Source organism: Exiguobacterium sp. s142 (genome assembly GCF_018618455.1).
GTDB classification, from domain to species: Bacteria; Bacillota; Bacilli; order Exiguobacteriales; family Exiguobacteriaceae; genus Exiguobacterium; species Exiguobacterium aurantiacum_A.
This window is the reverse complement of record NZ_JACSMB010000002.1, coordinates 209,788-233,769: the sequence shown is the minus strand read 5'-3', so window position 1 is coordinate 233,769 and position 23,982 is coordinate 209,788. Positions and strand designations below refer to the sequence as shown.

General features: G+C 52.4%; 24 protein-coding genes. 1 reads left to right on the top strand and 23 read right to left on the bottom strand.

Annotation, left to right across the window (positions count from 1 at the left end; genetic code table 11):
- Positions 1-8: 8 nt before the first annotated feature.
- The 21 genes from KNP77_RS03610 to KNP77_RS03510 all read right to left on the bottom strand — a co-directional run bounded on the left by KNP77_RS03610 (position 9) and on the right by KNP77_RS03510 (position 18,175).
- Positions 9-851 (bottom strand): pyruvate, water dikinase regulatory protein, encoded by an 843-nt coding sequence (locus tag KNP77_RS03610; RefSeq protein ID WP_214888580.1) that lies wholly within the window; start codon positions 849-851, stop codon positions 9-11.
- A complete protein-coding gene (gene ccpN / locus KNP77_RS03605) occupies positions 838-1,467 on the bottom strand; it encodes a transcriptional regulator CcpN (protein WP_070327000.1) in 630 nt (209 codons plus the stop codon). Before ccpN ends, KNP77_RS03610 begins: the two co-directional genes overlap by 14 nt.
- Before the next feature lie 21 nt (positions 1,468-1,488).
- Positions 1,489-3,543: a glycine--tRNA ligase subunit beta gene (glyS, locus tag KNP77_RS03600; RefSeq protein WP_131507214.1), complete on the bottom strand. Its 2,055-nt coding sequence runs from the start codon at positions 3,541-3,543 to the stop codon at positions 1,489-1,491.
- Positions 3,536-4,438 carry a glycine--tRNA ligase subunit alpha gene (glyQ, locus tag KNP77_RS03595; protein WP_016508054.1) on the bottom strand — a complete coding sequence of 301 codons (903 nt, stop codon included), beginning with the start codon at positions 4,436-4,438 and terminating at the stop codon, positions 3,536-3,538. The genes glyS and glyQ overlap by 8 nt, the downstream gene beginning before the upstream one ends.
- A 280-nt stretch (positions 4,439-4,718) precedes the next feature.
- The gene (gene recO / locus KNP77_RS03590; protein ID WP_071397773.1) at positions 4,719-5,468 is read right to left on the bottom strand and encodes a DNA repair protein RecO; all 750 of its coding nucleotides are present in this window, start codon (positions 5,466-5,468) and stop codon (positions 4,719-4,721) included.
- 3 nt (positions 5,469-5,471) lie between these two features.
- Positions 5,472-6,380 (bottom strand): GTPase Era, encoded by a 909-nt coding sequence (gene era, locus KNP77_RS03585; protein WP_070326997.1) that lies wholly within the window; start codon positions 6,378-6,380, stop codon positions 5,472-5,474.
- Positions 6,381-6,414: 34 nt separating this feature from the next.
- Positions 6,415-6,756 carry a diacylglycerol kinase family protein gene (locus KNP77_RS03580; RefSeq protein WP_214888577.1) on the bottom strand — a complete coding sequence of 114 codons (342 nt, stop codon included), beginning with the start codon at positions 6,754-6,756 and terminating at the stop codon, positions 6,415-6,417.
- Positions 6,753-7,229, bottom strand: a complete 477-nt coding sequence (gene ybeY, locus KNP77_RS03575; RefSeq protein ID WP_070326995.1) for an rRNA maturation RNase YbeY — start codon at positions 7,227-7,229, stop codon at positions 6,753-6,755. Before ybeY ends, KNP77_RS03580 begins: the two co-directional genes overlap by 4 nt.
- Positions 7,207-9,288 carry an HD family phosphohydrolase gene (locus KNP77_RS03570; RefSeq protein ID WP_251138898.1) on the bottom strand — a complete coding sequence of 694 codons (2,082 nt, stop codon included), beginning with the start codon at positions 9,286-9,288 and terminating at the stop codon, positions 7,207-7,209. The genes ybeY and KNP77_RS03570 overlap by 23 nt, the downstream gene beginning before the upstream one ends.
- Positions 9,289-9,305: 17 nt before the next feature.
- Entirely contained in the window at positions 9,306-10,268 is a 963-nt protein-coding gene (locus KNP77_RS03565) for a PhoH family protein (RefSeq protein WP_370251801.1), read from the bottom strand.
- A 128-nt stretch (positions 10,269-10,396) separates the two neighbouring features.
- Positions 10,397-10,861: a hypothetical protein gene (locus KNP77_RS03560; protein ID WP_214888562.1), complete on the bottom strand. Its 465-nt coding sequence runs from the start codon at positions 10,859-10,861 to the stop codon at positions 10,397-10,399.
- A 5-nt stretch (positions 10,862-10,866) separates the two neighbouring features.
- Entirely contained in the window at positions 10,867-11,847 is a 981-nt protein-coding gene (gene floA, locus KNP77_RS03555; protein WP_131463796.1) for a flotillin-like protein FloA, read from the bottom strand.
- On the bottom strand, positions 11,844-12,356 hold the full coding sequence (locus tag KNP77_RS03550; RefSeq protein WP_070326992.1) for an NfeD family protein: 513 nt from the start codon (positions 12,354-12,356) through the stop codon (positions 11,844-11,846). Before KNP77_RS03550 ends, floA begins: the two co-directional genes overlap by 4 nt.
- 136 nt (positions 12,357-12,492) lie before the next feature.
- The gene (locus KNP77_RS03545; RefSeq protein ID WP_070326991.1) at positions 12,493-12,942 is read right to left on the bottom strand and encodes a GatB/YqeY domain-containing protein; all 450 of its coding nucleotides are present in this window, start codon (positions 12,940-12,942) and stop codon (positions 12,493-12,495) included.
- A 33-nt stretch (positions 12,943-12,975) separates the two neighbouring features.
- Entirely contained in the window at positions 12,976-13,170 is a 195-nt protein-coding gene (gene rpsU, locus KNP77_RS03540) for a 30S ribosomal protein S21 (protein WP_286203271.1), read from the bottom strand.
- Positions 13,171-13,249: 79 nt separating this feature from the next.
- Positions 13,250-13,915, bottom strand: a complete 666-nt coding sequence (gene deoC, locus KNP77_RS03535) for a deoxyribose-phosphate aldolase (protein WP_214888559.1) — start codon at positions 13,913-13,915, stop codon at positions 13,250-13,252.
- 77 nt (positions 13,916-13,992) lie between these two features.
- Positions 13,993-14,856 (bottom strand): EamA family transporter RarD, encoded by an 864-nt coding sequence (gene rarD, locus KNP77_RS03530; protein ID WP_251138897.1) that lies wholly within the window; start codon positions 14,854-14,856, stop codon positions 13,993-13,995.
- Positions 14,857-15,003: 147 nt separating this feature from the next.
- Complete coding sequence (locus KNP77_RS03525) at positions 15,004-16,161, bottom strand: bifunctional cystathionine gamma-lyase/homocysteine desulfhydrase (RefSeq protein WP_131467819.1); 1,158 nt, start codon at positions 16,159-16,161, stop codon at positions 15,004-15,006.
- A complete protein-coding gene (locus tag KNP77_RS03520; RefSeq protein WP_214888556.1) occupies positions 16,127-17,065 on the bottom strand; it encodes a PLP-dependent cysteine synthase family protein in 939 nt (312 codons plus the stop codon). The genes KNP77_RS03525 and KNP77_RS03520 overlap by 35 nt, the downstream gene beginning before the upstream one ends.
- A 1-nt stretch (position 17,066) precedes the next feature.
- A complete protein-coding gene (locus tag KNP77_RS03515) occupies positions 17,067-17,534 on the bottom strand; it encodes an S-ribosylhomocysteine lyase (protein ID WP_131439956.1) in 468 nt (155 codons plus the stop codon).
- Positions 17,531-18,175: a class I SAM-dependent methyltransferase gene (locus KNP77_RS03510; RefSeq protein WP_214888553.1), complete on the bottom strand. Its 645-nt coding sequence runs from the start codon at positions 18,173-18,175 to the stop codon at positions 17,531-17,533. Before KNP77_RS03510 ends, KNP77_RS03515 begins: the two co-directional genes overlap by 4 nt.
- 338 nt (positions 18,176-18,513) lie before the next feature.
- Here KNP77_RS03510 and KNP77_RS03505 point away from each other — a divergent pair, with 338 nt between their 5' ends.
- Positions 18,514-22,182, top strand: coding sequence for a S8 family serine peptidase (locus KNP77_RS03505; RefSeq protein WP_214888551.1), 3,669 nt, complete (start codon positions 18,514-18,516; stop codon positions 22,180-22,182).
- Between the two features lie 99 nt (positions 22,183-22,281).
- On the opposite strand, the gene KNP77_RS03500 is transcribed toward KNP77_RS03505, so the two are convergent.
- Together KNP77_RS03500 and prmA are read right to left on the bottom strand one after the other, a co-directional pair.
- Positions 22,282-23,028: a 16S rRNA (uracil(1498)-N(3))-methyltransferase gene (locus KNP77_RS03500; RefSeq protein WP_214888548.1), complete on the bottom strand. Its 747-nt coding sequence runs from the start codon at positions 23,026-23,028 to the stop codon at positions 22,282-22,284.
- 3 nt (positions 23,029-23,031) lie between these two features.
- Positions 23,032-23,970: a 50S ribosomal protein L11 methyltransferase gene (gene prmA, locus KNP77_RS03495; RefSeq protein WP_070326982.1), complete on the bottom strand. Its 939-nt coding sequence runs from the start codon at positions 23,968-23,970 to the stop codon at positions 23,032-23,034.
- Positions 23,971-23,982 lie beyond the last annotated feature (12 nt).

The following is a 23,982-nucleotide window of genomic DNA, read 5'->3' as shown; positions in this document are numbered from 1 at the left end:
GCGAGCGCTCAGTCATTTTTTGACAGTTCAAGCTGACGTAAGATGATTCCTGCCGTCTCTTCGACCGCCTTATTCGTCACATCGATGACCTCGCAACCGATTCGTTCGTATATCCCTCGCGCGTACTCGAGTTCCCGATTGATTCGCTCGAGTTGAGCGTAATCCGCTTCCGGTTTTAGACCGAGCGATTTCAAGCGCTCCATTCGAATCGAAATCAACTTGTCCGGAGAAATGATCAAGCCGACACACTTATCCGGTGACAGCTCAAACAGTTCTTCCGGCGGACGCGACTCCGGCACGAGCGGGACGTTAGCGACTTTATAACGTTTTAGCGCCAAATATTGTGACAGCGGCGTCTTCGATGTGCGAGACACACCGACGAGGACGATATCGGCCTTTTTCAAGCCCCGCGGATCACGTCCGTCGTCATATTTGACGGCAAACTCCATCGCCTCGATTTTACGGAAGTAATCCTCGTCTAGACGATAGATCAGACCCGGTTTCTCACGCGGGCTCTCCCCGAGTTTTCCCGATAAGATGTCGAGGAGATCACCGAGCAGGTCGATCGTTTTGACGTCATACGTTTTACCGAGCGACACGAGCAGTGAGCGATGTTCTTCATTAACGAGCGTGAAGGCGATCACCGCTCCTTGGACTCTAGCTTGCGTGACGACATCATGAATCGTCTGTTCGTCTTCGACGAAAGGAATCCGGAGTGTCTCGATCGCATTTTCATGGAACTGGATGCTTGCCGCCCGGACGACGAGCTCACACGTTTCTCCGACAGAGTCACTCACGACAAATACGAGTTGTTTGTTTGTCAAACCAATTTCCTCCTCAGAACGATTCATCGTTGGCAAGTGCAATCAACACCTTGGTCATGTTCGTCTTTGTCATTCGGCCGAGCACGATGAGCGAACCATCCTTCTCTTCGACGACTGGCATGGCGTCAATCTGTTTCTCAATCAACTTCATCCCGGCCCGAATGAGCGTCTCACCTTTTTCACAAACGGTAATATTCGGCATCCGCGTCATAATGACGTTGACAGGCAATTGGTCGAGGTCCTGATTGCCGATGGCGGCCCGCAGTAAATCTTTGCGGGACAACACCCCGACAAGCTCATTGTCTTTTCCGACGACGAACAACGACCCGACATCTTCTAAGAACAACGTGACGACCGCATCATACACGGTCATTTCATTGCTGACGACTTTCGCGGACGACATGAAATCACCAACGGTCAGCGAATCGAGTTTTTCGCGGAGCAGCGATGAATTTCGTTTGCCGACGAACGTGTAGCCGACGCGTGGTCTTGCTTCTAATATTCCAGTCATCGTCAAAATAGCAAGATCAGGGCGGAGCGTGGCACGGGTGAGCGATAACTCTTGAGCAATCTGCTCTCCCGTGATCGGTCCGTTCACTCTCACAATCTCAACAATCTTCTGTTGGCGTTCATTCAGCTGCATAGCCAACCCCCTCTAGTTTGATCAGAGTACGAGCGCGCTGAAGTCAGCAACACGCTCGATCGTCGTAGCGAGTCGCTTCATCTCACTGAGACGATTATGGCGAATCGTTTCTACGTCGCTCATGACCATCGTATTTTCAAAATAAGCACTTATCGGTTGTTCAAGCGCTCGAAGTGATGTGATGGCACGCGTGTAGTCGCCCACTTCGACCGCTTCATGTGTCTCGGGCAATGTTGATTCGACCGCGGCGTGAAGGGCTTTCTCTTCAGCATTCTCAAACAAGGCCGGATCCACTAGTCCTGGTTCGCCTTTTTTAGCGATATTGACGACGCGCGTCAACTGCTCGATCAACTGTTTCGCCTCGTCTGACAGCATGTTTTGAACCGCCTCCGCGCGAGCGTCGAGCTGTTCGACAGTCAGACCAGTCGTGAGAACGGCATCAATCACATCGTATCGTACTTGTCTCTCTTGCAGACGATACTTCAAGCGGAGCATAAAGAAGTCGTTAAGTTGCGCCTTGACTTGTTCTTTATCGGCATCGTAAAGTCCTGCTTCCACCTGAGATTCGACAACTTGTGAAAGTAATTTGTCGACTGGTAGATCGACGTGCCAATCTCCAAGAATTTGAACGACTCCTTGCGCTTGGCGGCGAAGGGCGAACGGATCTTGTGAACCGCTTGGAATCATGCCGACCCCGAAGAACGCAGCAATCGAATCGAGTTTATCCGCGAGTGCGAGCGCGGCCCCCGTCGGCGTGGCCGGTGATGCGTCTCCGGCGAAGCGTGGCATATAGTGCTCACGGATCGCGGCCGCAACTTCTTTGTCCTCACCTTGCTGGAGTGCATACTTTTCTCCCATCACGCCTTGAAGCTCGGTAAATTCGTAAACCATCTGGCTAACGAGGTCGAATTTATGAATCTTTCCAGCGCGTTCGACTTTTTGAGCATCGGCACTGAACAGTGGAGCGAGCGTGAGCGCTAGTTGTTGGACGCGACGAACTTTCGCGCCTGTCGTTCCGAGCTTCTCATGGAAGACGATGCGGTCGAGACGGTCGAGCTGGTCGTCGATCTTCGTCTTTTTATCTTCCTCATAGAAGAAGACGGCATCGGCGAGTCGTGCCCGGATGACTTTCTCGTTCCCTTTGGCAACGTTTTGCAGATGGTCTGCGTTACCGTTACGAACCGTCACAAAATAGTGTTGGAGCGTGTCACCGACATAGACCGGGAAATAGCGCTGATGCTCTTTCATCGTCGTGATCAACACTTCTTCCGGAAGGTCGAGGTAGCTCGCATCAAACTCACCGAACAGGGCTGTCGGCCACTCGACGAGGTTCGTCACTTCTTCAAGCAGCGATGCGTCAAGTGGCACCGTCCATCCTTGCTCGTTCGCCAATTGTTCGATTTGACGTTCGATGCGTTCGCGACGGTCGTCGTACGATGCGACGACAAACTCTTGTTCGAGCGTGGCCGCATAGCGGTCAGGTGATGAGATCGTCACGTCGCCTTTACTTAAGAAGCGATGTCCGCGTGTCACATTACCTGTTTTGACGCCCTCGATCTCGAAATCGATCTGTTCTGTCCCAAACATGGCGACTAACCAGCGGATCGGACGCATGTAGCGGAGGCTGCTCGTACCCCATTTCATATTTTTCGGGAACGTCATGCCGCGGACGACGTCTTCAAGGCCGCCAAGTAATGAAGCCGTCGGCTGACCTGACTCGTGACGATTTGCGAAGACGTATTCGACCCCTTTTTCTTCCGCGAAGTAAAGGTCGTCGACTGACAGTCCGCGTCCACGCGCAAATCCTGCTGCCGCTTTCGACCAGTTTCCGTCTGCATCTTGCGCAATCTTTTTAGCCGGTCCCCGGAGCGTCTCCGTCAAATCTTGTTGACTCTCCTCGACGTCACGGACGAGTACAGCGAGACGACGTGGTGTCGAATAGACCGTGACAGCTCCGAAGTTGACGCGAGCGTCCGACAAGAACGCCGCCACGCGCTCTCCTAACTGTTTCTCCGAGCGGAGCACGTATTGGGCTGGTAGTTCTTCAAGTCCGATTTCTAGTAAAAGGTCACGCATCCAAGGCACCTGCTTTCTCTTGATTAAGGAGTGGGAAGCCGAGGCGTTCCCGTTCTTCGATAAATTTGGCCGCACATGCCCGCGACATGTTGCGGACACGTTGGATGAAACCGGTCCGTTCCGTCACCGAGATCGCGCCTTTCGCATCGAGCAGGTTGAACGTGTGCGAGCATTTTAAGATGTAATCGTACGCCGGGAAGACGAGGTTTTCCTCGAGCGCCCGCTTCGCTTCTTTCTCATACGTATCGAACAACGTGAACAACATATCGACGTCTGACAGCTCGAACGTGTACTTCGAGTGTTCAAACTCTGGCTGATAGAAAATATCGCCATACTTGAAACCGTCTGTCCAGACGAGGTCGAACACGCTCTCGACTTCTTGAATATATGACGCGAGACGTTCGAGGCCGTACGTGATCTCGACGGCGATCGGGTCGCACTCGATCCCGCCGACTTGTTGGAAGTATGTGAACTGGGTGATTTCCATCCCGTTCAACCATACTTCCCAACCGAGTCCGGCCGCACCGAACGTCGGGTTTTCCCAGTTGTCCTCGACGAAGCGAATATCGTGTTCGAGCGGGTTGATGCCGATGAGCTCCAAACTCTCCAAATAGAGTTCTTGGATGTTGTTTGGGGACGGCTTCATGATGACTTGGAATTGGTGATGTTGATACAGACGGTTCGGGTTTTCCCCGTATCGACCGTCAGCCGGACGGCGTGACGGCTCCGTATAACAAACGTTCCACGGCTCTGGTCCGAGACTCCGTAAAAACGTCATCGGGTTCATCGTTCCGGCCCCTTTTTCTACGTCATACGCTTGCATCGTCAGGCAGTTTTTCGACGCCCAAAAATTTTGCAACGTGAGAATGATTTCTTGCACCGTTTTGTGCTTCATATGTGACACCTCCAAAAGTATTGAAACGACAAAAAACGCCCCTATGTGCCATGCACATAGGGACGGGATTACCCGCGGTTCCACCCTACTTGCCTCGGTATCGAGGCCACTCTTTGGATTGGGGCGCTCCGGAATCGCCATTCGCTCTCTTCATGGCGTTCGGCTCTCACCTTCCCGAACTCGCTTTACCCATGATTTAAGAACTACTCATTTTCCTTCACAGCGCACGCTATTTCATTTGTCTAATCGTAGATTATGGTATCGAACCTTGCATGAATTGTCAATCATCGTTCAAGTAAAGTCGCTGCATCTGATCGAGGACTCGTTTCGTCTTGAGGTTCAATCCGCTGTAAGAGTCCATATAGGCGTCAAACAGTTGCCGTAACAGGAGACGTGTCTCCTTCGTCAACGGGACGTTACTAAACTCTGACAGCTCATGCCGGCTCAACAAGTAAAGTAACTTCGCCAGCCGCTCACTCATCTGAATCGACCCTGCCTCTTGGTGGCGCGAACAGAGAAACCCGCCCGACGTCACGGAAAAGAACATCGGGTCGGTCACATCGTTGCACCGGACACAACCGGTCAAGACCGGGGCGACACCGAGCAGATACATAATTCTGAGCTCGAAATGATGGGTGATGATCTCTGGGTCCATTCCGGCGTTCAGCGCTTGGAGCGCGTCATTCAAAATTCGGTATAACGGCCGGTTCGGGACTCGATCTTCGACAGTTTTATCGACGAGTTCGAGCAAGTACACGGCATACGCCATCCGCTCGACATCTTTTCGCACTTCCGGGTATGACGTGATCACGTCAGACGACTTGAGTTGACCGAGACCGCGGCTCGACGGGAAGATATAGACGGCTTCGACGAACGGTTGGCTCGATGCGTGTAGCCGGCTTCCCGGCTTTTTCGCACCACGTGCCATGACGGCGACTTTCCCGAGCTCTTCTGTGAAGATTGTCACGACTTTGTTGGATTCACCATAATTGACGGTCCGAATGACGATGCCCGTGACTTTTTGTAACATGGCTCAATACTCGTCGTCGCGGAAACCGAGGTCACGGAGTTGGCCCATCTTATTGCGCCAATCTTTTTGGACTTTCACCCATAAGTTTAAATACACTTTCGTACCGAGCAAGAGCTCGATGTCATGACGCGCTTCCGTCCCGACCTGACGGAGCATCGCACCTTTCTTGCCGATGACGATTCCTTTTTGCGAGTCACGCTCGACCATGATGACGGCTTCGACGTCGACCATGTCCGAGTTGTCTCGTTTCTTGATCGATTCGATGTTGACCGCGATCGAATGCGGGATCTCATCGCGCGTGTTATGGAGCACTTTCTCGCGAATCAGTTCCGAGATGATGAAGCGCTCCGGGTGATCCGTCACTTGATCGGCCGGATAGTACATCGGCCCTTCAGGCAGCAGCTTCTTGATCTCACCGATGAGCGGTTCCACGTTATTGCCTTGCAAGGCTGAAATCGGAACGTACGCCGCGAAATCAAGTTGATTCGTATACTGTTCGATGACAGCGGGGATCTCGTCCGGGTGAATCAAATCGATTTTGTTCATCACAAGGATGATCGGTGTGTCGAGTCCTTTCAACTTCTCGATGATGAACTCGTCACCGGCACCGCGCGGCTCTGTGACGTTGACCATGAACAAAATCGCGTCGACTTCACGCAACGCGTTCGTCGCCACTTTCATCATGAAGTCGCCGAGACGGTGCTTCGGTTTATGGATCCCTGGCGTGTCGATGAAGATGATTTGCGTGTCGTCTGTCGTATAGACACCTTGGACCTTGTTACGTGTCGTCTGGGGCTTGTCTGACATGATGGCGATCTTTTGACCGATGACCCGGTTCAAGAACGTCGATTTCCCGACGTTCGGACGTCCGATAATTGAAACAAAACCTGATTTAAAACCTTCTTGATACATAGTGCACCTGCTTTCTAAATTTCCAATACATTGATTATAAAGCGAATAAATACGGCCCGAAAATGACGAGCGCTGTCACGGCTGCTCCGCCCGAAGCGACGAGAACCGATCCCGCCGCGACGTCTTTCGCTTGTTTGGCGATCGGCTCGATGTCTTTCGTCACGAGATCGACCGTCCGTTCGACGGCCGTGTTCATCAATTCGAGAGCGATGACAAGCACGACCCACCCGAACAAGATGAGGTTTTCAAGCGTTGTCGTCGGGAGCCACCAACAGAACAATCCGACGAGCAGGCTTGCAATGAGGTGAATCAACATGTTCCGTTCGGTTCGCACCGCGTGCACGATCCCGTGCACCGCAAACCAGAACGGATTCACACCTCGCCTCGCTTCAACTCAAAATGAGCGAGCACTTGCTCCTGACGCGCCGTCATCTCGGCTTCTTCTTCTGGCGTCATATGGTCGTAGCCGAGCAAATGGAGAAAGCCGTGGATCGCCAAGAAGCCGAGTTCGCGTTCGAACGAATGACCGTAGTCCGCCGCTTGCTCGCGGCACCGTTCCACCGAGATGACGATGTCGCCCAATAGACGGGGTTCATCCTCATCGAGCATGAAGTCCATCTCTTCTTCTCCCATCTCGTCAAAAGCAAAGCTGATGACGTCCGTCGGCGCGTCTTTGCCGCGCCACTCCTGGTTGATCACTTGAATCTCGTCATTCGTTAAAAATGTGACTGACAGTTCACTCGGTTCTTCGACTTGTTCAGCCAAGGCCGCGTGAACTAAAATCGATTCGACTAACTCGAGCTGAGACTCGGTCAACAACCCTTGTTCATCGTTCGAGATGATTTGCATGTAATTCGCCTTCTTTCTTTAGTTCTGGGTATTCGATCCGTTCATGGAACAAGCCGGTCAACGTCTCGCATGCACTCTCGCCGACACGCCACACTTCTTTCGTCGTCAAGTCACACTCTTCGAACTGACCGTCTTGAAGCTTGTCGCGAATGATCGAGCTGACGAGCTGACGTATCCGCTCCGGTGTCGGCTGTTTTTGCGACCGAACCGCTGCTTCGATCGAATCGACGATCATGACGACCGCCGCCTCACGCGACTGCGGTTTCGGTCCCGGGTAACGGAAACGTGACTCTGTCACGTCTCGTGACTCTTTCGCTTTCACATAAAAGAACTTGAGCAGCGACGTCCCGTGATGTTGCTCGGCGATGTCGATAATCTCTTTCGGCAGTTTATAGCGCCGCAACAAATCAGAGCCGTCGTAAGGATGCGCCATAATGATGTCGGCCGACTCTTCCGGTGTGAGCCGGTCGTGCGGGTTCACGCCGCTTTGTTGGTTCTCGATAAAGTGGAGCGGCCGTTCCGTCTTGCCGAGGTCGTGATAATAACTCGCGACCCGGGCGAGCAGACCATCGGCCCCGATCGCCTCACACGCCGACTCGGCGAGATTGGCGACCATCATGCTATGGTGATACGTTCCCGGCGCCTCCATCAACAGTTTTCGCAGCAGCGGATGCGTCGGGCTCATCAATTCGACTAGGCGTCCGGACGACAATACGCCGAACCAAGGCTCTAGAAACGGTAGGAAGCCGAACGTGAGAACGATCGACAGCAAGGCGCTCGTAATCGCGAAACCGGATAAATAGGCGACCATCTCCCACGTCACTTGCGTGTTCCGCAAGAACAGGAGCGCGAGCACCATGATGATGTTGATGATTCCGAGCAAGACGCCTGAAAGGAACAAGCGTTTCCGTTGAATCTTCGGTTCGACTAAAAAGACAGCCAGGAAACTCCCGGTCGCAAAGTAAACGACCGTCATAAAGCTCGTATTTTGGCCAAAGCTCGCAACAATTGAACCAGCGATCATCGTGATGAGCGCCGAAGCCAACGCGACCCGTTCATCGACTAAGATACGGAGCAATAAGACGACGAACGCCGTCGGGGCGATGACGTACGCATACGTCGTGAACTCGATCCCGATATAACCGACGCCGAAGAAAATACCTAGTTGCAGCAATAGTAAACCATAGACGGTAATCAAAATTTTAGGTCGGAGCAAAAGTTCTTGAATTTTTGAACGAATCAGCATGAATAAAAATCCGACCGTCAAGAGTCCGCTGAGCAAATAGGCACCGAACAAAGGCGCGAACGAACGGTTCGGGTCAATCGCACCGGTCAATTCGAGCTTCCGATAGATTTCACGGGTCACGACTTCCCCTTGGTTGACGAGGAGCTGCCCTTCTTGAATGATGACCGGTTCAACGGCGTCGATCGCTTCTTGTTCTTTCTGACGAGTCGCTTCCGAATCGAAGACATAGTTCGGGACGATCAGTTGGTCACTTAAACTCGTCGCGACCGCTCGGAATTCTAACGACAACGGTGATTGGTCGATGACCGTCGACGCCCGGTCTCTCGCCTCGGCAATCGACTCGGAACTCGTTTCGATCCGATTGGCCATGACTTCTTGAAGCGCCGTCACGGCGACGTCTTCGACGGTACGACGCGTGTTCACGGTCGCCTCCAGGAGTGAGTTCAACTCATCGTCTGCAAGGAGCCCGTTCACTTCTGTAGAGTTCAATCGATTTTTGATATCAGACAGTTCAGTGTCCTCATCCGTGTCTTCGAACGCCGCGAACAATTGCTCGATTTTGGCAATCTGTTGATCGGCGAATTCACGGCGTAATGAGAACTGACTTCCGACGGCGTTCGTCGCGTCTTGTCTCAGACGGTCCGACGCGACCCTGTCCTCGATCGTGATCGGGGAGCGGATATCTTGTGCGGCGATGCCAAGCGGCTCTACGCTGATGATTGATGGGCGCACCGTAAAGTAGAGGATCGCGCCAAGGATGAGAAAAAAGAGGACGGAGATTGTGGCGACCGTCCAATGACGTGCTTGCTGCATCAGTGCCGCCCCTTTCGTCATGTAATATCTGTACTGTAGGCGTTGATGATTTTTTTGACGAGTGGATGCCGCACGACGTCTGAGGCGCTAAAGTGTTCGAAGTGAATCCCGTCGACCCCTTCGAGGAGGTGGAGCGCTTCTTGAAGTCCCGACGCTTTCCCTCTCGGTAAGTCGACTTGCGTCAAATCACCGGTGACGACCATCTTCGACCCGAACCCGAGCCGTGTCAAAAACATTTTCATCTGTTCTTTCGTCGTATTCTGCGCCTCATCCAAAATGACGAACGCATCTTCAAGCGTCCGTCCGCGCATGTAAGCGAGCGGGGCGACTTCGATCGTGCCTCGCTCGAGCAGACGGTTCGTGTGTTCGACACCATAGACGTCAAACAAGGCGTCATAGAGCGGTCGTAAGTAAGGGTCGACTTTCTCTTTTAAGTCGCCCGGCAAGAAACCGAGGTTCTCACCCGCCTCGACGGCAGGACGCGTCAAAATGATCCGTTTCACTTGACCTTCTTTCAGCGCCCGCGCAGCCAGGACGACCGCCAAATACGTCTTCCCGGTCCCGGCCGGCCCGATCCCGAATACGAGGTCGCGTTTCTCGATGGCCCGGACGTAACGGCTCTGTCCGACCGTCTTCGCCCGGATCGGTTTCCCTTTGTTCGTCGTGAAGACGACGCGGCCATAATGTTCGAGCAGTTCTTCCCCTTTGCCGATCTTAATATGTTGGATGACACTGATCGCATCGCCCTCGTTCAACCGTGCACCTTGTTTAACGAGTTGTTGCAACGTCTTGATCACACTTTTCGTCAATTCGAGCGTCTCCACGCTATCGGCTTGGATGATCAGCTCTTCGCCACGAGGCGTAAGCGCGACGGCAAGCTCGGCCTCGATCGCATGGAACACCTCGTCTTTCGGTCCGAGGAGTGCCTGCGCTTCGCTCGCATGTTCCATGACGAACGGTATCTTATCTGTCGTAATCAATGGATGTTTCTCCCCCTCATCTATAGATTGTTCCTTCTTTACTTTAGCACTATCATGCCGTTCGTGAAAGAAAGACCGTTATCTCAAGCCACAAAAAAAGCAGTGACATCGAGTCACTGCTAAAAAAATTACCGACGGCGGCGTTTCGAGACCGGCGGCTGAAGAATCTCACTCCAGACGATGGCTTGACGCGCTTGCTTCATCGAAATGCGCGTTTGCGCTGTCTGTCGTGAATCGGTCACTTCCGTTATCGGAGGGATTTTGACTGCCTGTTCGAACGCAGCGCTCACTTTCGGGAGCGGCTCACGTGACTTTGGTGCGTGTCGATTTGGGTCAAACTCGTGCCGGTCTGAATTTTCGACCGGAATCGCGACACGACGACGAACTTTTTGCGGTACTTTGTTCTGTCGCTCATCTCGCGGATCGTTCAGTTGCCCATCGACTTCTTTCATCATGTCACCGACCGTATCAAGATACCGCTTCAAATCCGTGCTCGGCGGCTTTTCTCCGGTAGATGACGATTTCTCAAGTCGCTTCATGACCGCAGAAGCGATCCCGAAGGCGGCTAATAGTAAGATCCATAATCCATCCATATCGATTACTCTCTATCAGATTCGACTGGATGACCGATCGCATTACGCATTTGCGTATCCGCTTGGACGTTCAAGTAGTTGACGTAATCCATGACCCCAAGCTTGCCGTTACGGAGCGCATCCGCCATCGCGAGCGGTACTTCCGCCTCGGCCGCGACAACTTTGGCGCGCATTTCTTCGACCGACGACTTCATCTCTTGCTCGCGGGCGATCGCCATCGCGCGACGTTCCTCGGCTTTCGCCTGCGCAATTTTCTTATCTGCCTCGGCTTGGTCGGTTTGGAGCACCGCGCCGATGTTTTTACCGATATCAATGTCGGCGATATCGATCGACAAGATTTCAAACGCCGTCCCTGAATCGAGACCTTTCGTCAATACGGTACGTGAAATCATGTCCGGGTTCTCAAGCACGTGTTTATGGTTATGTTGCGAACCAATCGTCGAGACGACCCCTTCACCGACACGGGCGATGATCGTTTCTTCACCGGCACCCCCGACGAGGCGGTCGATGTTGGCACGAACCGTGATCCGCGCTTTCGCTTTCACTTCGATCCCATCCATCGCCACACCGGCGATGAACGGTGTCTCGATGACTTTCGGGTTAACCGACATCTGAACGGCTTCTAACACGTTCCGGCCAGCAAGGTCGATGGCGGCGGCACGTTCGAACGATAACTCGATATCGGCACGGTGCGCCGCGATCAAAGCGTTGACGACACGGTCGACGTTACCACCGGCTAAAAAGTGACTCTCGAGCTGGTTCGTGTTCAAGCCAATGCCTGCTTTGACGGCTTTGATGAGTGGGTTGATAATTTTAGACGGGATGACACGACGAAGTCGCATCCCGATCAATGTGAAGATGGAGACGTGGACGCCTGAAGCAAACGAGCTGATCCACAGGCCGACCGGTACAAACGTGAAGAACACGGCGAGCGCGATCAATCCCCCACCTGTGATGAGTAACGTGCTTAATAGTTCTGGTGTCATTCTGTTACATCCTCCTTCGGTTCTACAAAGCGTCGGACGACAACGCGTCCTGAGTCGACTTTATACACCTCAATTTTTGTTTGTTCATCGAGATAGCTACCTTCTGCCACGACGTCGATTCGTTCGCCTTCAATCTCAGCAGTACCTGCTGGACGAAGTGGCGTCAATGTGACACCGACTTTCCCAAGCAACCGCTTCCGGTCGTCATGAGACAAATACCCCTTATCAGTCGACGTCGAATCGGTCAAAATCAAGCCTTTATACATGAGTGAGCGATTCGACTGCAGTCGACGGTACGCCCAAAACCCGAGTCCCGCAACAAGCGCCGTCGCTAAACCAAGCGACAGCCAAAGCTGCCCGATCGTGGCACCTGCCATAATCAAACTCGCCACGACGGCGCCTATCCCGAGGACCCCGAACAATCCAAAACCGGCAACGAACACTTCAATTCCAAGAAGGACAATCCCGACGAAAAACACCGTCAGAATCACTCCGAGACCAAATGTCATCGTATTGCTACCCCCTTCCAAATCCAAAGCTACCTCTTATCTCTAGTGTATACGAAACAAGATTGAATGTGGTTTCATAATACGCAAAAAAAGGCAGAAACTTTTGGATTTCTCCAAAGTTCCCTGCCTTTTATCATTAATTCGTCAATTGTTGTTTGACAATTCGGTTCACAAGACCACCGTCAGCCTTGCCTTTAACTTGTGGCATGACGACGCCCATCACCTTACCCATATCGGACGGACCCGCAGCGTTCGTCTCGGCAATTGCCGCCTTGACGATTGCTGTGACTTCGTCTTCAGAGAGTTGCTTAGGCATGTAGACCTCTAGTACGACAATTTCATCAGCTACTTTAGAAGCAAGGTCTTCACGACCAGCGCTTTCGAATTCTCGGAGGGAGTCTCTGCGCTGTTTCATCTCTCGGTTGAGCACCGTGAGCTCCTCTTCCTCAGTAAGATCTTGTCGACCAAGTTTGATGGCCTCGTTCTGGAGCGACGCTTTGACCATCCGGATCGTCGTGAGACGATCTTTCTGTTTAGCGCGCATGGCTTGCTTCATGTCGTCCGTCAAGCGTTCTTGCAGACTCATGAGCCAACACCCTCTCTACAAAAGAAACTTCAATCAGAATTTCTTGTTCTTGCGAGCAGCTTCTGATTTCAATTTACGTTTTACGCTTGGCTTTTCGTAGTGACGACGTTTGCGAACTTCGGCAAGAGTGCCATCTTTCGCAACACCGCGTTTGAAACGACGAAGAGCGTCTTCAAGCGATTCGTTTTTACGGACACGAGTTTCCACTAGTTTTCCCTCCCTCCGAATTACACGACTAAGGAAACGTGTTTCACACGTCATACCACATTATAGTGAAATTAAGTCGTGTGGTCAACTACTACTTCAATTAATAATCGCTGTCCGAACGCCCGCCTGTGACGATGGCAATTCCGGCAGAAGCGCCAATGCGCGTTGCACCAGCATCGATCATCGCTTGTGCGCCTGCGAAATCACGGACGCCGCCTGATGCTTTGACGCCAAGATCCGGTCCGACCGTCTCACGCATGAGTCGGATGTCTTCGACGGTAGCGCCGCCAGTTGAGAATCCAGTCGACGTTTTCACGAAGTCTGCACCCGCTTTGACTGACAGCTCAGCCGCTTTTTTGATTTCTTCTTTAGTAAGCAGGCACGTTTCAAAGATGACTTTGACGAGCGTACCGTTTGCTGCTTCGACGACGGCACGGATGTCGCGTTCGACGAGATCGAAATCGCCGTCTTTCATCGCACTGATGTTGATGACCATGTCGACTTCGTCTGCGCCGTTAGCAATCGCATTTTTCGTTTCGAACGCTTTCACTTCAGGTGTGTTCGCACCGAGCGGGAATCCGATGACCGTACAAACTTTGACGTCCTCATCTAATTTAAGTTGCTCGGCAGCGTAAGCGACCCATGTCGGGTTGACACAAACGCTCGCGAATTTGTACTCAAGTGCCTCTGCACATAGTTTTGTGACTTGATCTTTCGTTGTTTCTGCCTTCAAGGCCGTGTGGTCGATATAACGTGCTAATTCCATAATAAATTCCTCCTCTGACATATAGGTCTGACATCTAACATATTATCATGTTTTTGAGAAATGTAACAGCTTTCACTTCATGCAAGTTGACGGCGTTTTCGCGTTTGGACCCAGCTGTTCCAACTGAAGAAAAAGATGGCGATCCAGATGCATGTGAACGCGAAAATATGATACGTCGTGAACGGTTCGTTGTACAAGATGACACCGATCGCCAGACTGAGCGTCGGGGCGATGAACTGTAAAAAACCGACGAGCGTGAACGGGATATGTTGCGCCCCGTAACCGAACAACAGGAGCGGCAACGCCGTCATGACGCCCGTGCCTAAGAGCGCGGCCCAGACAATCGGTTCGCCCGTCATCGTGAGCCCGCCGCGCGACGTTTCGAAGGCGAGGAAGATGACCGCGACCGGAACGACCGCGAGCGTCTCGATACCTAGACTGACCGTCGACGCAAGCGGCCGCCGTTTTTTGACCATTCCGTAAAACCCGAACGTACTCGCCAATATGAAAGCAATCCACGGGAACGACCCATAACCGAACGTCAAGACGAGCACCCCGACCGTCGCGACACCGACCGCGAGCCATTGGACTCGGTTTAATGATTCCCGAAAAACGAGGACACCTAACACCATGCTGACGAGCGGATTGATGTAATATCCGAGCGATGCCTCGATGATATAGCCGTGATTGACCGCCCATATGTAGACAAACCAGTTCGCACTGACGATAAAGCCGTTCAACATAAAGGCGTTCCGCGTCGCCCGATGTCTGAGCGCATAATTGAATTCAGTCCACTGTTTCGTCCATTTCAAGACGAGTAAAATGAATAGAAACGACCAGACGATACGGTGGGCGAGGATTTGACTGCTCGGTATTTCCTGTAGAAACTTCCAATAGATCGGCAGGATGCCCCACATGACGTACGCACCGATTGTGGGCATGACTCCTTTATTCAATCCGTTCACCCGCTCTCCTAATCAATTATCGTCAGTTTAGTCGATGCGTTTCGGACATTCAAGCGATTTCTTCCACCCTTCCCACGACAAAAGAGGCGCGCTCTGAGAGCGCACCTCGTGTCACACGTTCATTCAGCTCGTAATTGTCGTCAAGGCCGCAAGTGCTTGCTCCAAGTCTTCAATCAAATCGTTCACATCTTCAAGTCCGACAGAGATACGGACGAGCCCGTCCGTGATGCCGAGTTCTGCCCGACGTTCGGCCGGAATCGAGGCATGTGTCATCCGTGCCGGCACGCTGATCAAGCTCTCGACCGCACCGAGACTTTCAGCGAGCGTGAAGTAGTTCGTTTTCGCAACGACCGTCTCTGCCGCTTCGGCCGAGCCGACGTCAAAAGCGATCATGCCGCCAAAGCCTCGGGCTTGTGACAGATGGACTTGTTTCGCCGTCTCGCCGGCAATGCTCGGGTGCAACACCCGGCTGATCGCCTCGTGAGACGTCAAGAACTCGACGAGTGCGAGCGCGTTCGTCTCGATCTCTTCCATCCGGACCGCGAGCGTCTTGATGCCGCGCACGACGAGGAAGCTGTCTTGCGGTCCGAGCACGGCTCCGACCGAGTTTTGTAGGAACGCCAAACGTTCCCCTAAATCTTCTGTCCGGGCGACGACGAGTCCGGCGACGACGTCACTATGTCCACCTAAATATTTCGTGGCACTGTGCAAGACGTAGTCCGCACCGAACTCAATCGGATTTTGGAAATACGGTGTCATGAACGTATTGTCGACGACGAACAAGACGTCGGCCTCGGTCGCAATGTCACGCACACTCCGCATGTCCGTGACGTTCAAGAGCGGATTCGTCGGCGTCTCGACATAAATCATTTTCGTGTTCGGTTGAACGGCTTCGCGGACTGCCGCCGCGTCAGACGTATCGACAAAAGATGCTTCCAAGCCAAGTGATTGAAATACTCGATTGAATACACGGTACGTTCCCCCATATACGTCAGAACCGACGATGACGTGGTCCCCTGATTTCATTAACATGAGAATCGTTGAGATGGCGGCCATCCCTGAAGCGAACGCAAAACCACGCGCCCCGCCTTCGATGTCGGCGATCAGCGTCTCAAGCGCCGTCCGCGTCGGGTTAGCCGTCCGCGAATATTCATACCCGTCCCGCAAATTGCCGATTCCGTCTTGTTTATAAGTACTCGTTTGATAGATGGCTGGTGTCACGGCACCCGTCAACGGGTCCGTCGTCTTACCGCCGTGAATAAGCGCTGTTTTTGTACGCATGTTCTGCCTCCTTGACTATTCCTTGACTTAAATATCGTTCGACACTGTCTGGTAAAATCGTGACGATCACACCTTCGGTCATCCGGTTTGCTTCCTTCACACAAGCGGCGATGGCCGCACCGGAAGAACTTCCGACGAGCAGTCCTTCTTGCTTCGCCAAATGGGCGACGTAATAAAACGCGTCATCATCAGAAATCGTATAAATCCCATCGACGAGTTCACGATCTAAAAATGGAGGCCACTTCTCGACACCGATTCCTTCTGTTTTATGGGGCCCTGGTTGCCCACCGTTTAAGATCGATCCTTCAGGCTCGACAACGACGTTGCGTGTGCCGTGATTTTTTAGAACTGCGGCGACCCCAGTGAACGTGCCACCCGAGCCCGCGCCGGCGATGAAGACGTCGATATTCGGTATATCTTGCAATAGCTCTTCGGCGAGTGAGTCCACGTACGTATCCGGGTTATCCGGATTCGAGAACTGTTCAGGTAAATAGGCGTTATGTTCAACCGCCAACTCTTTGGCTCGCTCGATCGCACCCTTCATCCCGAGCTCGGTTTCCGTGTTAATGACAGTCGCGCCGAGCAATGACATGAGCGCTTGCTTCTCTTGACTAAACTTTTCAGGCGTGACCGTCATCAAGTTCACCCCGTACCGCTGACAGGCAAGGGCGAGTCCGATACCAGTATTTCCGGCCGTCGGCTCAACGACCGTACCACCCCGTTCGAGTTGGCCGCGTTCAAGCGCTTGTTCGATCAAATGAAGCCCGAGCCGGTCTTTCACACTCCCGCCTGGATTCATCATCTCGAGCTTGCCGTATATTTTAACGCCTTTCGGGACAGGCAACGTCCGTAACTCGAGCAGCGGCGTGTCCCCGATCAGTTCATAGACGTTATTGACGAGCATATTACGCCTCGTCCTTAAAGATGATGTGCCACTCGTCACGTTTCGCGAGCATGTCGGCCGCTAATTTTTTTGCGCCCTCAAAGTCGTGGTGGTTGGCACTTCCGCATTGGATCGGGTTTTGCGCCGGCAACTCCGTCGCATTTGCTGCATCACGGAGTGTCGCCTCGACGAGGTCGAGCATCGATTCGTAATCGCCGTCGTTCAACATCGTCCAATAAAAACCAGTCTGGCAACCCATCGGCGAGACGTCGATGATTTGGTCCGAGTGACTGCGGCTGTTCTCAGCGATCAAGTGTTCGAGCGAATGGACGGCCCGCATCGGCATGAGACCCTCGTTCGGTTGGATGAAGCGAATGTCGTATTTATAGATCGTATCGGCCGTCCCTTTTTTCACTCCTGCTAAACGGACGTAAGGCGCTTGTACTTTTGTATGGTCCAAATTAAAACTTTCGACTTTATAACTTTTCATGATTGAGTTCCTCCTGATTGTTTCGTGGCCACGACGAGCCAGACGAATTTATTTTTTTGTGTCAGCGAGACCGTATAACCGTTCGCTTCGAGCATCGCTTGAATCGTTTGCGTATACGGATAAAATTCGCGGTTCAAATCTTCTACCAAGTCGTCGTACCCGTTACCGCTCGCCCAGTCGAGAATGTCTCGCTTCGCCTTTTGCGAGGCGAACATCGTGTCGAGTAAGACGAATCGCGGTGAATCGAGCTGCTCGACGTAACCTTGAATCGCTGTCCGTTTCTCTTCATCCGTCAGATGGTGAAACGCGTATGACGACACGATCGTATCGATCTGCTCTGTCGTCGGATAGTTTAAAAAGTCACCGTCGATAATATCAATCTCAAGTTTTTCGGCGGCGACAGCCCGCATCTCCGGTGACGGTTCGACCGCAACCAGCTCGTGACGTTCTAAAATCTTCATACTTAAGTTCCCGGTCCCGACTCCGAACTCCATGACCTTCCCTTCGAGATGATCCACGACCTCACTCAACATCTCCTCATAACCTGCGAACACTTCTTTATATTGCTCGTCATGTCCGGCCACGGTCGTGTCGTATTGCGTTGCCCATTCCTTAAAAATGTCCATGAACTGTAATCCCATTGCTCCACCCCATCACTTTATTCCGACTATGTCGATAAGTTTTATATGTTTTACCTATTCAGACCATACCAATTTTCAAAAAAAATCTCAAGCGAATTGTTCGAATCATTTTATTCGAGGGCATATCACGCCCAAATTTTGAAACTTGAGTTGAACGCATGAATTTAGACCTAGCTATTTTAGTAAAAGATAGGCCGAAAGTAATTATCAGAATTTTTAAATTTGTTCAAATTCATTACCTTGTTTTCAAAAAAAACGAGCGATTATCGCCCTGCATTCAGCTATCATTTTCCACAAATACATATACTTCTCAATTAAACGATTGGAGGATTTTCAAATTGCCAAACTTTAAATTTTATGTAAACGTCTCCCTCGCTACATGCCTGGCGTTGACACCTGGGCTGCTCGGACTCGGAACAGATCCGGTACTTGCCAAACGATCCGTTACGCCGAACGCTGAGATCGCCGACAAGCAAGAAAAATTGCGTGTCGTCGTCGAACTCGTCGGTGCACCTGCCATCGAACAAGCAAAAAAGAAAGGGAAAAAATTCAATGAATTGACGAAGGTCGAGAAAGACAATGCTCACGGACTCGTCAAAGCCGAACAGAAAAAAGCGAAAGCCGCCATCTCAAAAAAAGGTGTGAAAGCAGAAACGATTGAAGAGTTCACGACCGTCTTCAACGGATTCAGTACGTTGCTCTCGGCTACAGACGTCCAGAAAGTTGAAGCGTTGCCTGAAGTCGCTCACGTCCATGTCGTCAATGAATATGAGCGTCCCGAGGTCAAACCGGATATGGTAACGAGTAACGGCATGGTCCAATCGCAACAAACATGGGGCGACTATGGGTATACCGGCGAAGGAACGATCGTCGCCGTCATCGATACGGGTGTCGATGCAGACCATCGCGACTTCCGCTTAACCGACGATACAAAAGCGGAGCTCACGCAAGGTGAGGTCGAGTCGGCAGTCAGTGAGTTCGGTTTGCCGGGAGCCTACATAAACGAGAAAGTTCCTTATGCTTATAACTATTACGACGAGAACGATGATATTCGCGATGATTCCCCTGGCGCCTCGATGCACGGGATGCACGTATCGGGTACGGTCGCGGCCAACGGGGATGAGGCGACTGGCGGTTTGAAAGGCGTCGCTCCTGAATCGCAAGTACTCGGTCTCAAAGTATTCAGCAACGACCCGAACTACGCCTCGACGTACGGCGATATTTATATTAAAGCGATCGACGATGCCATCAAACTCGGCGCCGACGTCATCAATATGAGTCTCGGATCGACGGCCGGTTTCGTCGATGCCGACTCACCCGAGCAACAAGCGGTACAGCGTGCTGTCGATAACGGTGTCTTCATGTCGATCTCAGCTGGTAACTCGGCGTACTTCGGAAACGGATACGATCTCCCTTATGCGAACAATCCGGATACCGGCGTCGTCGGCGCTCCGAGCGTGAGCTCGGCCTCGACTTCAGTCGCCTCACTCGAGAACGACCAAATTCAATTGGACGCTTTCTCGATTCAATCCGGTGACAAGACCGATAAAATCGGATGGAAGAAACAAGATGGCCCAGCTTTCACGAACGGGGACTATGAACTCGTCCATGTCGGTGACGGACAGCCTGATCAATACGTCGGGAAAGACGTGAAAGGGAAGATTGTCTTCGCGGTGCGTGACGGCGCCTATTTCTACTCGAACATTCAAAAGACAGCCGAAGCGAACGGGGCTGCCGGTGTCATCGTCCGCGGTGCCGTCGGTCATGGTGATTACGTCAGTATGGCGCTAGCGAACCCACAACTCCCGATGGCGTCACTCAGCATTAAAGACGGAAATGAACTTCAACAGCGACTCGTTGCCGGTGAACAAATGAACATTAAATTCGCAGGTGACCGCATTAGCGTCGCTAACCGTGCAGCCGGTTCACTGTCTAACTTCACTTCGTGGGGCGTGACACCAAACCTCGATTTCAAACCTGAAATCTCGGCGCCAGGCGGACAAATCTTCTCGACGTTGAATGACGATCAATACGGATTGATGAGCGGAACGTCGATGGCTGCACCACACGTCGCAGGAGGCGCCGCCCTCGTGCTCGAACGTGTCGACCGCGAGTTCGCTTTAAGCGGTACGGCTCGGGTAACGATGGCGAAGAATTTGTTGATCAACACATCGAAAGCCGTGACTGATATCGGTCCATACAACCAACAGTTGAATCAGAACCTCCCATACACGCCGCGTCGGGGAGGAGCCGGTTTGATGCAATTGCACGCGGCCGTCTCAACGCCAGCCGTCGCCTATGAAAAGACAACAAAAGAAGCAAAAGTTGCCTTAAAAGAACTCAACCGAAGCAAGGCGACGTTCACGCTTGTTGTCGAGAACTTATCCGACAAAGCCGTGTCATACGATGTTTCGTCTTCACTTCAGACCGACCTCGCCATCGAACGGACGGCCGGGACGATTCAAAATGCGATGGAGGCCCAACCACTCCAAAACGCCAGCGTGACGATCAACGGGAAGAAAGCAAATACGGTCAAACTGAAAGCGAAGCAAACAGTCGAACTCAAAATCGCGCTCGACGTCTCGAAAGCGCAGGTTCTCAATCCAAAGACGCTGAACGGTCTCGTCTCGGCCAAAGACGTATTTGAAAACGGCTATTTCGTCGACGGTTTCGTGCGCTTGACCGATGTGAACGGGGCAGAAGGCAATCCAGGACTCGTCGTACCGTTCGTCGGTTTCGAAGGCGACTGGGGCAAAGCACCGATCTTTGACGCTTCCATCTATGAATCAGGATCGTTCTATCAGACGGCTGGAATGGTCGATCAGACAGGGAATTATTTGGGCATGAACCTAGATGAGTCGTTCACGTCCGATACAATCGCGTTCTCTCCTGACGGGGACAACGCAAAAGATGTGGCGACACCGGTCTTCTCGCTCCTTCGTAACGCCAAAGACGTCAAATATCGCATCGTCGACGAGTCAGGCGATGTCGTCCGCACGCTCCGGCAAGATGACGAGTTGCGTAAAAACTACTTCGATGGCGGACGCAATACACCTTACTACTACTCAGCCGACTACAAATGGGACGGACAATTGAACGGTAACCCGGCCCCGGCCGGCAAGTACTTCTATGAGATCGAAGCGAGCATCGATTACATGAAAAAAGAGGCACAGACGCTCCGCTTCCCGGTTAAAGTCGACTATACAGATCCGACGTTCTCGGCGAAGTGGCAAGATGACAGTTTGTCCGTAAAAGCGAACGACGACTTCTCTGGTATCCATTCTGTCGAATACTTCTTGAACGGTAAGTCTGTCGCCAAACTTGCAAACGGGTCGGCCAGTCATGCCTTCACGTCGCCACTTAATGAGACCGATGAAGTCAGCGTCCGCGTCACCGACCATGCCGGAAATAGCACGACCAAAACAGTCGCCTATTCGACGGATTCAGAAAAACCTGGCGTCTTCTTGGACGCGCCGCTCGCTTTGTCACCTTACGCGACGTCAATCGTCCCCATCAAAGGATCGATTCAAGACGCATCAAACATCAACTCATTCCAAGTCGATGGGATTGATGTCCCGCTCACATGGAATGAAACAACGAAACGATATGACTTCAGTACGAATCGGACATTTATAGACGGCGTGCATAAACTCCGCTTCGTCGCTGAGGATGCGGCTGGAAACGTCGCTAACTTCCAACGGACGATTTTCGTCGATGCGACACCAGCCGTCATCGAGATCGGGAAACTACCGAAACAAATCGGGAAAAAACAAACTACGGTCAACGTCAACGTGACTGTCAAAGATAATTTTGATGAAGTGAAGCTCCTCGTGAACGGTGATTTGAAATTCAGCCAGGCACTAAAAGCACCTTACGAGATGCGCGCTTTCTCAAGAACTGAAAAAGTCACGCTTCCTGTGACGTCAGGAGAGAATACGTTCACGTTCGAAGCGGTCGACCTCGCCGGCAACGTGACGACGAAGACGATCACGTTGTTCAAAAAATAATCGGTCATGAAGAAGAGCCCTCGCCTAGACGAGGGCTCTTGTCATGTGGTCATTAAACATAAAATCAGCTCCCGCAGTTTGCGGGAGCTGATTTCGTGTTCACTTCAATTCAAGCGCATACGACAACGCCGCTAACGCGTAGAGCGGAGCCGTCTCGGTGCGCAAAATCCGGGGACCGAACGCACACGGACGCGCGCCTTGATTCGTCCAGGCGTCAATCTCCTGCTCGTCAAATCCGCCTTCAGGACCGACGATCAGCAGGAGACGCTGTCCGCGTTCAAGCGCTTTGAAGACAGCCGCGAGCGCCGCTTGTTCCCCTTGCTTCGCCGACTCTTCATAAGCGATGACGACCACATCGTAATTAGAAAAGTCGTCTAACAGGTCACGCGACGAGACGTACGCGCACGTCGGGACGACGGCCCGGTACGACTGTTCGGCCGCTTCTTGCATGATCTTCTGCAAGCGATCGACTTTCTTCGGGGCTTTTTTAGCATCCCATTTCGCGACCGATCGTTTCGACTCAAATAACTTCAAGTGATGCAACCCGAGCTCAGTCGCTTTTTGAGCGACGAGCTCGACTTTATCACCTTTCGGCAGTGCGTAGGCGAGCGTCACATCAACGGGCAGTTCAGTCGTCGCCTGCCGCGCTTCGAGTACTTTTGCCGTCCCCGATTTTTTTTCGAGCGCAATCACCTCACAGACGTACTCGACACCTGTACCGTCTAATAACACCATCTGATAACCCGGTCCCGCCCGCAACACCGTCCCGATATGATGGACGACGTCTTGCGGCAATGCGACCGTGTCTGTTTTAAACGCATCACGTTGTAAGAAATAGCGTTGCATGGCTTACCCCTTCTTCGCGATGATGGCGACCCAGTCTTCCATGACTCGCGTCTCTTCGATCGAGAATCCAGCCGCCTTGAGCGCTGCCGTCACTTCATCTCGTTTTTGGCCGATGATACCCGACGTGATGAAATAGCCGCCTGGTTTGACGCGCACGTAAGCATCGTCAACGAACAGCATGATGACGTCGGCTAAAATGTTGGCGACGATCAAGTCATACTCACCGCTCATTCCTTTCAACAAATCACCCGTCTTGACGTCGACGACGTCTAGAACGCCGTTCGTCTCGACGTTTTGGCGGGCCGATTCGACCGCGACCGCATCCAAATCGAGCGCCTCGACTCGTTCCGCGCCAAGCTTCGCCGCCGCGATGGCAAGTACGCCTGAGCCCGTCCCGACATCGATCAAGCGGTCACCCGGTTGGATATAGTTCTCGATCGCTTGAATGCACAGCATCGTCGTCGGGTGCGTCCCGGTCCCGAACGCCATACCCGGGTCGAGCAAGATCACGTTCTCTTCCGGTTGTGGCACGTATTCTTCCCACAGCGGAACGATCGTGAGGTGTTGCGAGATCTTGACCGGTTTATAGTACTGCTTCCACGAGTGGGCCCAGTCCTCCTCATCCATCTCGAGCGCCGTCACGGTACCGGCGCCGACTTCAAAGATATTGCGTAGCCGTTCAATTTCTTTTTTCAGTGTCGAGAGCGTGTCCGGTAAGTCGCCTGAGACAGGAACGTACGCTTTCACGTGAACACCCGACGTTGGATACGTATCGCGGCCGGATTCGTCCCAAATCTCTCCGAAATGATCTTCTGCCATCATCCGGTCGTAGTCTTCGACGTCCTCGATGACGACACCTTGTGCCCCCACTTCATGTAGTAAATTTGATACGGCTTCGACTGCCTGCTGTGTCGTGTGGACACAAATTTCAGACCATTTCATCGCTTGTACACG